This is a genomic window from Pseudonocardia nantongensis (assembly GCF_046546495.1).
GTDB lineage: Bacteria > Actinomycetota > Actinomycetes > Mycobacteriales > Pseudonocardiaceae > Pseudonocardia > Pseudonocardia nantongensis.
On record NZ_JBKGXT010000003.1, the window covers coordinates 81,382 to 93,465 of the forward strand.

Sequence of the window (12,084 nt, forward strand, 5' to 3'; positions counted from 1 at the left end):
GGGTGCGCGTGGCCAGGCGGCGTGCGGCCGCGTCCGGGACGGTCGGGCGCGGGTGCGCGGCCGGTGCGGGCCAGAATGGGTGCCGACCCTGCCCACCAGCCCCGCCCGCACCGGGCAGATGCGGACCGATGATCCCCACCACGCCCTCCCGCGAGGAACTGCCGGACCCCGCGCCCGCCCCGCCAGAGCGGGCTGCGCTGCGCTGGTACCTGCGCCTGGTCCGGAACCATCTCGGCCGCGGCCCCTACCTGGACGTCGACGGCGCCGGTGGGGCGTTGCTGGCCGGGTTGGCGCGGCTGGGCCCGGCCTCCGGCCTGGCCGGGAGCGAGCAGCGGGCCGCGGCGATGCGGGCCGGCGCGCCCGGCTGCCCGGTGCACCGGACAGCGGCCGGGCTGCCCGGCCCGATCGCGACGCTCACCGCCGTCGAGGTGCTGGACCGCCTCCCGGACGACGGCCTGGCCGGTGACACCGGTCCCGGCGGGTGGTTCCGGGTCCTGGAGCCGGGCGGGTGCGCGCTCGTCGTCGCCGCGGACGCCGAGGGCCGGGGCCGGGACCTCGCCGGGGCCCGCTGGCCCGCCCCGCCGGTCCCGCGCGGGCATGTCCGGATCCGGGAGCTGCTCGTCGACGCCGGGTTCGAGATCGTCCGGGAGGGGTCGGACGCGCTCACCGGCGGCCCCTACGGCGGCGTTCCGGTGCTGCTCGACCCGCGTACCGCCCCGGCCCGCACGCAGCGCTCGTCGGGCCGGCTGACGCTGCCCGTCGGCGCCGGTGAGCGTGCGGTGATCGTGGCCAGGAAGCCCGGGTAGGCCGTACCGGGCAGGATGCGGGGCATGAGCGACGTACAACCCCTCGGACCCGACGAGCTCCTCACCACGACCCGCTCGGTGCGCAAGCGGCTGGACCTGGACCGCCCGGTGTCGATGGACCTGATCCGGGACAGCCTCGAGGTCGCGCTGCAGGCACCCAGCGGCTCGAATCAGCAGGGCTGGCACTGGCTGGTGATCACCGATGCCGGGAAGCGGGCCCGGATCGGCGAGTACTACCGGCAGGCGTTCACCGCCTACCGGAACTCCTCGGCGTACCCGACGAGCACCTCCTGGGGTGACGCCGACCGGGACGCCACCCAGAACCGCGTCGCGGACAGTGCCGGCTACCTCGCGGAGAAGATGGGCGAGGTCCCGGTGCTGATCATCGCGGCGATGAACGCGAAGGCGGACCTGCCCGCGGCGAACCAGGCCGGCATGTGGGGATCGCTGCTCCCTGCCGCGTGGAGCCTGCAGCTGGCGCTGCGCGCCCGCGGTCTCGGCAGCGCCTGGACGTCGCTGCACCTGCAGTACGAGAAGGAGATCGCCGAGCTGCTCGGCGTCCCCGACCACGTCCGGCAGGGCGTGCTGCTGCCGGTCGCCCACTTCACCGGTGAGTCCTTCAAGCCCGCCAAGCGCCAGCCCCTGGCCGAGGTCCTCCACGAGAACGCCTGGTAAGCGGCACCGACCGCTCCACAACGTGCTCGGGAGTGGGCGCTCGGGAGGGGAGCGGTCAGATGGGGAGCTTGCGGAAGAGGGGGCGGGGGACGTGGCGCAGGGCGCTCATCACGAACCGCATCGGGCCCGGTGCCCAGACCAGCTCCTTCCGGTTGCGCACCGCGTCGGTGATGACGTCCGCGACCGCCTGCGGGGTGGTGGCCAGCGGGGCCGGGTCCAGGCCGTCGGTCATCTTGGTGTGCACGAAGCCGGGCCGGACGATCGTCACGGTGACACCGTGCTCGCGCAGCGCCTCGGTCAGCCCGGTGTAGAAGGCGTCCATCCCGGCCTTGGTAGAGCCGTAGACGAAGTTCGACCGCCGCGCCCGCTCCCCGGCGACCGAGGAGATCGCGACGATGGACCCGTGGCCCTGCTCGCGGAACCGCTCGGCCAGCGCGACGCCGGTCGACACGGTCGCGGTGTAGTTGACCTGGGCCAGCTCGACCGCGTACTCGACGTCGGTCCAGGCCTTCTCGTTGTCCCCGAGCAGCCCGAACGCGACGACCGCGACGTCGATGTCACCGCCGGCGAAGGCCTGCTTGACGACGTCGGCGTGCGTGTCGACCGCGGCGGCGTCGAAGTCGACGGTCTCCACGGCGCAGCCGAGCGCCTTCAGCTCGGTACCGGCGGCGTCCCGGCGGGCGGAGGGACGGGCGGCCAGCACCACCCGCATCGGGCGGTCCGCGGCGAACGCGCGCACGGTCGCCAGGCCGATCTCGGAGGTTCCGCCCAGCAGCAGGATGCTCTGCGGGTTGCCCACGGCGTCGATCATGATTCGGGGAGCTCCAGTTCAGAGGGTCAGCTTGAGGCGGCGGGACATGTCGGAGGCGAACACGCCCGTCGGGTCGACGGTGTCGCGGGTCGCCTTCCACTCGTCGAACCGCGGGTAGCCGGCGGCAAAGGCCTCCGGCGATGTCCGTGACTCCTTGGCCAGGTACAGCCGCCCGCCCGCGGCGAGCACCAGCTCGTCGAGCTCGGTGCAGAACCGGGACAGGCCGCTCCCGATCGGGAAGTCGACGGTGATCGTCCACCCCTCGGTCGGGAACGACAGCGGTGCGTCGTTGCCCGCACCGAAGCGCTTGAACACGTTCAGCGCGGAGTCGAACGGCGACTGCGCGATCCGCTCGACGATCCGGCGCAGCGCCGCCTCCTCGCCGCGCGGGACGACGAACTGGTACTGCAGGAAGCCCTTCGAGCCGTAGATCCGGTTCCAGCCGCCGAAGACGTCGAGCACCTGGTAGAAGGCCGTGATGTTCTGCACCGACCCGCGCTGGCGCTTCGGGGCCTTGCGGAACCACAGCTCGCTGAAGGCCTTGACCGAGAGCTTGTTGAGCAGCCCGTTCGGGAAGACGTCCGGGAACGTCAGCAGCTGCGGGGCGTCGAAGCGCAGCGGGTCGGACCGCAGCCTGTCCGGCAGCTGGTCGACGGTCGCGAGCGAGCCCCGCGTGAGCACGCTGCGGCCCAGCTGCGCGCCGGTCGTCGTGGTGTCGAACCAGGCGGCGGAGTAGCCGTAGGTGTCGTCGGAGCCGTCGGTGAGCAGCTCCAGCAGGCCGTCCAGGTCGTCGGTGCGGTCGGTGTCGACGACGAAGTACGCCGACTCCGTGCGGTGCAGCCGCACCGTCGCCCGGACGATCACCCCGGTCAGGCCCATCCCGCCGACGGTGGCCCAGAACAGGTCCTTCTCGGGCCCGTCCGGCGTCAGCTCCTTCACCGAGCCGTCCGCGGTCACCAGCTGCAGCCACTCGACGTGGTTGCCGAAGCTGCCCTTGGTGTGGTGGTTCTTGCCGTGCACGTCGGCGCCGATCGCGCCGCCGATCGTGACCTGGCGGGTGCCGGGCAGCACCGGGACCCAGAGCCCGTGCGGCAGCGCGGCGCGCATCAGCTGGTCCAGGCTGACCCCGGCATCGACGTCCGCGAGGCCGGTGTCCGGGTCGATCGCGTGGATCCGGTCCAGGGCCGGCATCTCCAGGACGACCCCGCCCGCGTTCTGCGACGGGTCGCCGTAGGACCGGCCGAGGCCGCGCGCGATGACCCCGCGCTCGCCGGCCGTGCGGACCGTCTCGGCGACATCCTCGGCGTCCCGGGGGGTGACGACCTGGGCGAGGGTCGCCGCGGTCCGCCCCCAGCCGTGCAGGGACTCGACGCGGCGCGGGGCGCCGGTCCTGACGCTGGTGGGAGCGGTCGTGTCCGTCATCGGGGAGGAGGCTACCGAGGCTCGCCGATCATCCCGCCGCCACCCGTCGCCGGCGGCCGGGGTGACAGGCTGGCCGGGTGCCGGCCGCCACCGAGACCACCCCCGGGCCGCGGCACGCCCGCGTCCCGCTGCCGCCCCGCCGGGCGTGGCGGCCCCCGGCGGGGAGGTACGTGCTGCTCGGCCTCGGGTACCTGCTGGTGTCGCTGTGGCTGCAACGCCGGGTGCTGGCCGACCCGTCGGGGCTGCTGATCGGGCACGTCACCGCGGACGCCGACATGTTCGCCTGGTGGCTGAACTGGTTCCCGTTCGCGGTCGCGCACGGCGAGAACCCGCTGCTCACGGACTGGATGCACTGGCCGTACGGGCTGAACGCGCTGTGGAACACCGCGGTGCCGCTGCTGGCGCTCGCGCTGTCGCCGGTCACCGCGGCCGCGGGATCGATCACCGCGTTCAACGTCGGCGTGGTGCTCGGGCCGGTGGTGTCCGGGCTGCTGATGGTGCTGGCCCTGGGGCCGTACGTCCGCTCGCCGGGGGCTCGCGGCCTGGCCGCGCGAGGTGTCGCCGGACTGCTCTACGCGTTCTCCCCGTTCCACCTCGCACACGCGGTCGCCGGGCACCTGAACCTGCTCTGGTCGGTCCTGCCGCCGGTGCTGCTCCTGCTCGCGCACCACCTGTTCGCCCGCGGGCCGGACGGCGGGCCGGGCCTGCGCCGGCCGTGGCGCCTCGGCGCGCTGACCGGGCTCGCCCTGGTGGGGCAGCTGGTGCTCTACACCCAGACCCTCGCCGTCGGTGTGATCTTCCTGGTGCTGACGGCGGTCGTGCTCGCGCTGCGCTTCCCGCGCCGGATCGGCGCCGCGCTGCCCGGGCTGACGCGGGCCGGGGCCGGCTGCGCCGGGGTGGTCGCGGTGCTCGGCGCATACCCGCTCTACCTGGTGCTGGCCGGTCCCGCGCGGCCGCGCTCGGCGATCCGTGACGTGCACTCGACCGGCGCCGACCTGGCGAACGTGCTGGTCCCGACCCGGATGTCGGCGGTCCGGCTCGCCCCCGACTCGGCGGCCGACGAGCTCGCCTCGCACATCGGGGAGCAGGGCGGTTACGTCGGGCCCGCGATGCTCGCGCTGCTCGTCGTCGCGGTGCTGGTGATCCGCTCGACGGCGCTGCGGGTCGTCGCCGCGATCGGTGCGCTGTCCTGGCTGTGCTCGCTGGGCACCGCCGTGGTGCTGTTCGACGAGCAGCTCCCGATCACGCTGCCGTGGGCGGCGGTGGCCGAGGTCCCGCTGCTCTCGCAGGTCGAGCCGGTGCGGATCCAGATCGTGACGGCGCTGTGCGTGGCGGCGGCCGTCGGCATCTGGATCGACCGGATGCCGCTCGCCCCCGCCCCGACGGCGGTGGCGGCGCTGCTCCTGACCGGGTTCGCCCTGGTGTCCTGGCTGCCGGCGGACGCCCAGGAGGTGCGGGCGGCGTCCACCCCGGCGTTCTTCACCGACACCGCGGGCGCGCTGGACCCGGCCGACGTCGTCGAGATCTACCCGCGGATCACCGCCGGCTGGAACGACGGCGCGGTCGGCATGCGCTGGCAGGCGGCGTCCGGTCCGGACTTCCGGATCCGCGGCGGCTACTTCATCGGCGCCGACCCGGACGACGACGTCGTCATCCAGTCCCGGTGGAACCGCTACCAGATCGGGGCCCGCTGGGTGGCCGACGGCAAGAACGACCCCAGCGACGCCTACGCCGCCCGCGCCGCCGCCGAGCTGCGCGACCTCGGTGTCACCGCGATCACGGTGGTGCCCGGGGCGTCCCCGGAAGGCGGCGACGACGACCGCGTCCGCGCCTGGACGCAGCGGGTCACCGACGATCCCGGCCGCTACGACGGTGGTGTCTGGTTGTTCCGCACGCCGGTCGCGGCGCCGGTCGGCTAGGTGGCGCGTTTACCCTGGGCACATGGAGGGACGGCGGCTTCCGGAGGAGCGGCGCGAGATCAGGATCTCGGACGCCGACCGCGAGCGTGCCGCGGAACGCCTGAACCGGGCCCTGGGCGAGGGCCGGATCACCGTCGAAGAGCTGCAGGAGCGGTTGAGCACCGTCTACGCCGCCCGCTTCGGCGTCGACCTGGTGCCGGTCCTGGCCGACCTGCCCGGCGACCCGCTGGACCTGTCCGCGGACGTGCTGGCCACCCCGGTCGGCCCGCCCACCGTCCTGCGCGGCGGGGTCGGCGGGCTGAAGCGGCGCGGGGACTGGAACGTCCCGGCCCGACTGCGGGTGCAGAGCTCGTTCGGCCCCGTGCTGCTGGACTTCTGTGACGCCGAACTGCCCCGCCCGGTCGTCGAGATCGAGCTGGAGCTGGGGGCGGGTTCCGCCCGGATCCTGGTCCCGGCCCAGGCGACCGCCGACGTCGACGGCCTGGTGTCGAGCTACGGCTCGGTCCGCTCCAAGGTGCCCGCCCGCGCCGTGCAGGGCCGCCCGCACTTCCGGATCTACGGCCGCACCGCCGCCGGGTCGGTCACCGTACGGACCCGCTACACCTTCGCCGGCCGGCACTTCTGACTCCCCGGGGACGGGGCTCAGCGGAACCAGCGGCCCTCGCTGCGGCGTGGTGCCCAGCGCGGTCCGGTTCGCCGCTATCCGCGGGTCCCCGCCGAGGATCCGGACCGCGTGCCGGCGTCCGCCCGGCGCAGCCCGGCGACCAGGTTGACCAGGTTGACCAGGTTGACCAGGGTGGACTTGCCGGCCCCGTTCGGGCCGAGCAGCCCGGTCAGGCTGCCCTCGGCGAGCTCCAGGTCGACGCCGTCCAGCGCCACGGTGTCGCCGTAGCGGCGGGCGGCCCCGGCCAGTACGACGGGTGCGCTCACGACCCGACCTCGCTCTCGCCCTGCGGCGCGAGCAGCGTGCGCAGGGCCGTGGTGTAGTCCTCGAACGCCCGCCGGCCGGTTCTCGTCAGCTCGACATGTGTGACCGGGGTACGGCGCTGATGGGTCTTGGTGATCACGACGTAGCCGGCGTCCTCCAGCTTGCGCAGGTGCGTCGAGAGGTTCCCGGCGGTCATCTCCAGCAGTTCCTGCAGGCGGGGGAAGGTCATCCGGTCCCCGTCGGAGAGCGTCGCGAGGGTGGCGGTCACCCGCAGCCGGGCCTGCGCGTGGATGACCGGATCGAGCTCGGTCACCGCCGCACGCCCCGGTAGATCCCCATGGCGACGAGCGCCCCGCCGCCGCCGATGCCCATCACCAGCGTGTTCCACGGCCCCGGTGTGAAGGCGGTGGTCACCGCGACCGCCTGCACGACGAGCCCGAGCGCGTAGTCCGGGATGCAGCGGTGGAACGCGCCCGTTACCGTGTACATCACGCCGACGACGAACACGAACAGCGCCGGGATCAGGTCGGCGCCCGCCTCGCCGGCGGTGGTCGCCAGCACTGCCGCGAGGGCGCCGGTCCCCGCCATCGCGGCGAACCAGCCGAAGCCGTACATGGCCCCGAACCGGCTGGACGGTCCGGCGACGCCCCGGCCCATCCGGGCTCCGAGGACGGCGCTGACCGCGCAGCCGGCGAGGACGAGCACGCCGGTCGTGATCCCGGCGACGTCCGGGGCCCAGACCTCGCTCTCCGCGCCGAACCAGGCCAGTCCGATGAACACCCAGGCCGCACCCCAGAGCAGGAAGTACGGGCCGATGTTCGGCTCCTGGCGGGCCTGCTCGCTCTGGATGATCGCCATCGCGTCGGCGGCCGAGGCCGGTGGCTCGTCGTCGATGTCGGTGCTCGGTCGGTCCGTCATGGTGTCCTCCGGTGTGGATCGCGCCAACTGGTTTGCTGTCACATGTAGTTTGTAGCGCAAACTCGTTGGTGGTGTCCAGGGGAATCGACCGGAGCGGGGATCCGGACGCGCCCGATGCGGGGTGCGGCGGCCGGCGCCGACCGGCCCCGTTACCCTCGAACGGTGACCGCCACCGAGCCCTCGCGGGCCGAGAGCCAGCGCGATCCGGCCGCCGGCGAGGCCGCGAGCCCCACCCCGCGGAACGGCCTGGTCCGTCAGCTGGGCAGCTTCGTCGTGATCGGCGTGCTGGCCGCGGTCGTCGACTTCGGCGTCTACCACCTGTTGCTCAATCTCGGCCTGTGGGTGCCGGTGTCGAAGGGGATCAGCTTCATCCTCGGCACGACGACCGCGTACCTGCTGAACAAGCGGTTCACCTTCACCGGCGCGGACACCGGCGGCAAGGCCCGTTTCGCCGGTTTCGTGGCGCTCTACGGCACGACGTTCGCGGTGAACGTCGGGATGAACTCGCTGGTCCTGCACCTGCTGCCGCCGATGAACCACGGCGAGTCGCTGGCCTGGCTGGTCGCCCAGGGCACCGCCACCGCGATCAACTTCGTGATGCTGCGATACGTGGTCTTCAAGGAGCGCCCGGCTACCTGAGCCCGGCCGCCGCACCCTGCACCGGTCGCCGCACCCGTTCACCGGTCGCCGCACCCGTCGCGACCGGTGCGCCGGCTGACGACGGGGTGCGTCGGGTCCGTCAGACGCGTACGCAGCCGTTGTGCCATCCCGCCGGGTCCGTCGTCGGCGATCTCCGACCAGATCCAGCGGACTACGGTGAGGCCGGTCGCCCGGATCCGGTCCTCGCGACGCTTCTCCCGCCACAGGACGTCCGCGAGGTCGTCGCCCGGGCGCAGGGCCCGGCCGTACTTCACCCGGCCGTCGAACTCGCCCACCACACCGAGGCCGGGCCAGGCGAAATCGGTCCGGACCCCCTGGCCCGGGACCGCCCACTGGGTGACCGGCGCCGGCAGTCCCGCCAGCCGCATCCGGAGGCGGCTCCGCGACTCGCCGGGGCTCTCGCAGCGCGGGTCGGCGAGGGCGAGCACCCGCCGTGCCGGCAGGACGCCACGCCGGCCGGCGAACCGGGTGAGCACCTGTCGCACCTCGTCGATCGTCGTGGCCCCGGGATCGGGCGGCCGTGACGGGTCGCGTCGCACCCACAGGTGCAGCGCGGCGTCCACCGTCACCAGCGCCCGTTCGGCGGGCAGCGTCCGCGCCAGGTCGGCGACCGTGCGCGCCGCGGACGTGACGTGCAGCCCACCGAGATCGACGACGTCCGGCTCCGGCAACGGCGCACCGTGCACGTGCGTTCGTGCGCGCACCCGACCACCGTCGCGCCGGTCCCTGATCACGTGCAGCCGGTCCAACGGGACGCCCCAGACCGGGAGGCCGAGCGCGAGGGCGGCGGTGACATGACCGAACACGGCCCCGTCGGCGAGATCCGGGGCGACGCCCCGGGCGCGGAGGACGTGCATCGCTTCGGCCGAGGGAGCCTCGGCTCCGGCCAGGCGGTAGACGCCGCGGCGGACCGTCAGGAGCCGTCCGGTCCGGAGCAGCCGGTCGATCTCGTCGCGGCCGAGTCCCGCTCCGAGCAGCGTGCCGCGGCGGAGCAGTCCGGCGGCGTCCGGTGGGACGGTCTCGAGCGGATCCATGCCTGTCACGGTGCGTCCGTGCCGGTCCCCGGGACAGTCCCTGCTCGGTCCGGCTGTGGACAGCGGCGCCTGGCGCGGGCGCTGTGGCAGGTATGTGGACAAACGCCCGCCCGGGCCGCGCCCGTACACCGTCAGGGTCGGACCGGTGTGCTCGGCACTCCGGCCGGACATCGCCGCACCGCGTGCCGCACCGCGCGTGCAGCTGCCGCACCCGGTGTGCCGCTGCCGCACCTGTTGCTACGGGTGCGGCACCGGGCGACGGGGTGCGCCGCGCCCGGTGTGCACCGGGCGACGCGGCGCGGGGCGGGTCAGGCGCGGTGGAAGCGTTCGGCTCGGCCCTGGTTGAGGAGGCGGAGCCAGTTGGCGAAGCCGCGGGGGTCGCGTTTCGTGACCAGGAAGTACCAGGCGAACCTGGGCAGCTCCAGGAGGCCGATCTTCCGCATCCCGGGCTGGGCCATCAGGTAGCCGCGGTTGCGGTAGGTGTAGTAGCGCTTCACCGGGTCGCCCGGATCCTGGGCGTGCAGCCGTCCGCCGAGCATCGGCTTGAACTCGTCGGAGCCGTAGGGGTGCAGGTAGCCGGCGTGCAGGGCGGTGCCGAACGGCAGCCCGGAGCGGACCATCCGCCGGTGCATCTCGACCTCGTCGCCGCGGACGAACAACCGCAGGTCCGGCACCCCGATGACCTCGAGCGTGGAGGCACGGAACAGGGCGCCGTTGAAGAACGAGGCGATGCCGGGGAGCAGCGCGTCGTCGTCGCCACCCGCCAGCAGCGCCGAGCGGGTGCGGTGCCAGGTCACGCCCCGGCGCAGCGGGAACGCCAGCCGGTCCGGGTCCGCCTTGTCGGCGACCACCGGGGACACGGCCGCCAACCCGCGCTGCGACGCCAGGTCCAGCAGCGTCGCGAGGGTCGACTCGTCGGCGGCGTGCCCGTCGTCGTCGGCGAGGAAGATCCAGTCGGCACCCATCGCCAGCGCGTGCAGCATGCCCAGGGCGAACCCACCGGCCCCGCCCAGGTTGGTCCAGGACGGCAGCCAGGTGGTCGGCAGCGGGCACGCCTCGACGGCCTCGCGGGCCGGCTGGTCCGGCCCGTTGTCGACGACGATCAGGTGCGCGACCGGGCGGGTCTGCTTCGCCATCGCGGTGAGCGAGTCGACCAGCAGGTCGGCGCGGTGCCGGGTGACGATGACGCCGACGACCGAGCCCGGCGGCAGCGGGGCCGACGGCACCGTCACGCGGCGCCGCCCTCGAACGGCGTCCGGCCCTTGTAGTGGTCCAGAACCTGCTGCAGCGGGCCGAACTCCTTGATCGTCCCGTGCTCCATCCACAGCGCGGTGTCGCACAGGTCGGCCAGGAACTCGTCGGAGTGCGAGGCGAACACCAGGATCCCGGAGCGATCGACCAGCTGGTGCAGCCGGCCGCGGGCCTTGGCCAGGAACTCGGCGTCGACGGCGCCGATGCCCTCGTCGAGCAGCAGGATGTCCGGATCGATCGAGGTGACGACGCCCAGCGCCAGCCGCACCCGCATGCCCGTGGAGTACGCCCGCAGCGGCATCTCCAGGTAGTCGCCGAGCTCGGTGAACTCGGCGATGTCGTCCATCCGCGCCTCCATCTGCTTCCGGGTCATGCCCAGGAACAGCCCGCGGATGACGATGTTGTCGTAGCCGGAGATCTCCGGATCCATCCCGACCGCGAGGTCGAAGATCGGCGCGACCCTGCCGCGCACCGCCGAGCGGCCGCGGGTCGGCTCGTAGATGCCGGCCATCAGCCGCAGCAACGTGGACTTGCCGGCACCGTTGTGCCCGACCAGCGCGACCCGGGCGCCCTTGTCCAGCTTGAGCGTGATCTCCCGGAGCGCCTCGATGATCGGCACCTTGGCCTCGGTGCCGATCCGGCCGCCGGCCCGGCCGAGCACGGCCTTCTTCAGCGACCGGGTCTTCGCGTCGAAGATCGGGAAGTCGACCGCGGCGTGGTCGATGCGGATGCGGGGATCTGACACAGGACTCACACCCAGTACGCGACGCGGGATCGGTAGTTGCGCAGGCAGACCAGCGCGGCGGCCCAGCCGATCAGGGTGATCACCCCGGCCACCACCCAGTACCGGCCGATGATCTCCTGCCCGAGCAGCGGGCGCCGGAGGATCTCCAGGAAGTGGAAGACCGGGTTCAGCTCGACCAGGCTGGCGCGCTCGCGAGCGGCCTCGCTGTTGTTCGTGAGGATCTCCACCGACCACACGATCGGGGTCAGGTAGAAGATCAGCTGGGTCATGCTGGCGATGATCGGCGGGATGTCCCGGAACCGGGTCGCGAGGATGCCGGACAGGATCGCGATCCATCCGCCGTTCAGCGCGACCAGCGCGAATGCCGGCAGCGCCAGCAGCAGTGACCAGCCCAGCGGGTGCGGGAACACCACCATCAGCACGGCCCAGACGACCAGGTTGTGCAGGAAGAACAGCGTCTGGCGCCAGATCAGCCGGTAGATGTGCAGGGTCAGCGGCGCGGGCAGGAACTTGATCAGACCTTCGTTCGAGATGAAGACCTCGCTGCCCTCGAGGATGCAGCCGGAGATGAAGTTCCAGATCAGCAGGCCGACCGCGACGTGCGGGAGGAACGTCTCGATCGGCGTCTCGAACAGTGCCGAGTAGAGGATGCCCAGCCCGAGCGCGATCACGCCCATGCTGATCGAGACCCACAGCGGGCCCAGCACCGAGCGCCGGTAGCGCTGCTTGATGTCCTGCCAGCCCAGGTGGCCCCATAGTGGGCGCGCCACCCAGCCCTGATGAAGATCCGCGAACGCCCGGCGCCAGCTGCGCGGGCTCGACACCTCGGACGGATCGACGACGTCGCCCGGCTCGTTGTCGGTCACGGTCACGGCCACTCGACGAGGGTACTCACGGCCCTCCCGCGGGCCCGGC

Annotated in this window: 14 protein-coding genes; 5 read left to right on the plus strand and 9 right to left on the minus strand. The window is 73.2% G+C overall.

The features are described 5' to 3' along the window. Positions 1–128 precede the first annotated feature (128 nt). Positions 129–806: a hypothetical protein gene (locus ACLFMI_RS04135; RefSeq protein WP_410946377.1), complete on the plus strand. Its 678-nt coding sequence runs from the start codon at positions 129–131 to the stop codon at positions 804–806. 24 nt (positions 807–830) lie between these two features. Continuing rightward, complete coding sequence (locus ACLFMI_RS04140) at positions 831–1,481, plus strand: nitroreductase family protein (RefSeq protein WP_410946378.1); 651 nt, start codon at positions 831–833, stop codon at positions 1,479–1,481. A gap of 55 nt (positions 1,482–1,536) precedes the next feature. Here ACLFMI_RS04140 and ACLFMI_RS04145 read toward each other — a convergent pair whose 3' ends face one another. Both ACLFMI_RS04145 and ACLFMI_RS04150 read right to left on the minus strand, forming a co-directional pair. Next, positions 1,537–2,292 carry a decaprenylphospho-beta-D-erythro-pentofuranosid-2-ulose 2-reductase gene (locus ACLFMI_RS04145; protein ID WP_410946379.1) on the minus strand — a complete coding sequence of 252 codons (756 nt, stop codon included), beginning with the start codon at positions 2,290–2,292 and terminating at the stop codon, positions 1,537–1,539. A gap of 18 nt (positions 2,293–2,310) precedes the next feature. Then, complete coding sequence (locus tag ACLFMI_RS04150) at positions 2,311–3,714, minus strand: FAD-binding protein (protein ID WP_410946380.1); 1,404 nt, start codon at positions 3,712–3,714, stop codon at positions 2,311–2,313. Positions 3,715–3,791: 77 nt separating this feature from the next. Between ACLFMI_RS04150 and ACLFMI_RS04155 the strand changes: the two genes are divergently transcribed. Both ACLFMI_RS04155 and ACLFMI_RS04160 read left to right on the plus strand, forming a co-directional pair. Beyond that, positions 3,792–5,633: a hypothetical protein gene (locus ACLFMI_RS04155; protein WP_410946381.1), complete on the plus strand. Its 1,842-nt coding sequence runs from the start codon at positions 3,792–3,794 to the stop codon at positions 5,631–5,633. Between the two features lie 22 nt (positions 5,634–5,655). Then, positions 5,656–6,258, plus strand: coding sequence for a DUF1707 domain-containing protein (locus tag ACLFMI_RS04160; RefSeq protein ID WP_410946382.1), 603 nt, complete (start codon positions 5,656–5,658; stop codon positions 6,256–6,258). Positions 6,259–6,332: 74 nt separating this feature from the next. Here the strand turns inward: ACLFMI_RS04160 and ACLFMI_RS04165 are convergent, their stop codons facing one another. From ACLFMI_RS04165 to ACLFMI_RS04175, 3 genes are read right to left on the minus strand one after another with little or no spacing between them, the layout of a single operon-like run. Continuing rightward, entirely contained in the window at positions 6,333–6,563 is a 231-nt protein-coding gene (locus tag ACLFMI_RS04165; protein WP_410946383.1) for an ATP-binding cassette domain-containing protein, read from the minus strand. After that, complete coding sequence (locus tag ACLFMI_RS04170) at positions 6,560–6,874, minus strand: transcriptional regulator (RefSeq protein WP_410946384.1); 315 nt, start codon at positions 6,872–6,874, stop codon at positions 6,560–6,562. Before ACLFMI_RS04170 ends, ACLFMI_RS04165 begins: the two co-directional genes overlap by 4 nt. Continuing rightward, positions 6,871–7,479, minus strand: a complete 609-nt coding sequence (locus tag ACLFMI_RS04175; RefSeq protein ID WP_410946385.1) for a hypothetical protein — start codon at positions 7,477–7,479, stop codon at positions 6,871–6,873. The genes ACLFMI_RS04170 and ACLFMI_RS04175 overlap by 4 nt, the downstream gene beginning before the upstream one ends. Positions 7,480–7,641: 162 nt before the next feature. On the opposite strand from ACLFMI_RS04175, the gene ACLFMI_RS04180 reads away from it, so the two are divergent. Further along, entirely contained in the window at positions 7,642–8,118 is a 477-nt protein-coding gene (locus ACLFMI_RS04180; protein ID WP_410946386.1) for a GtrA family protein, read from the plus strand. 38 nt (positions 8,119–8,156) lie between these two features. Here the strand turns inward: ACLFMI_RS04180 and ACLFMI_RS04185 are convergent, their stop codons facing one another. From ACLFMI_RS04185 to wzm, 4 genes are all read right to left on the minus strand, one after another. Continuing rightward, positions 8,157–9,173 (minus strand): hypothetical protein, encoded by a 1,017-nt coding sequence (locus ACLFMI_RS04185; RefSeq protein ID WP_410946387.1) that lies wholly within the window; start codon positions 9,171–9,173, stop codon positions 8,157–8,159. Positions 9,174–9,481: 308 nt separating this feature from the next. Continuing rightward, positions 9,482–10,405, minus strand: coding sequence for a galactofuranosyltransferase GlfT1 (gene glfT1, locus ACLFMI_RS04190; protein WP_410946388.1), 924 nt, complete (start codon positions 10,403–10,405; stop codon positions 9,482–9,484). Further along, positions 10,402–11,169, minus strand: a complete 768-nt coding sequence (gene wzt / locus ACLFMI_RS04195; RefSeq protein WP_410946389.1) for a galactan export ABC transporter ATP-binding subunit Wzt/RfbE — start codon at positions 11,167–11,169, stop codon at positions 10,402–10,404. The genes glfT1 and wzt overlap by 4 nt, the downstream gene beginning before the upstream one ends. Positions 11,170–11,174: 5 nt before the next feature. Next, a complete protein-coding gene (wzm, locus tag ACLFMI_RS04200) occupies positions 11,175–12,047 on the minus strand; it encodes a galactan export ABC transporter permease subunit Wzm/RfbD (RefSeq protein ID WP_410946390.1) in 873 nt (290 codons plus the stop codon). Between the last annotated feature and the right edge of the window lie 37 nt (positions 12,048–12,084).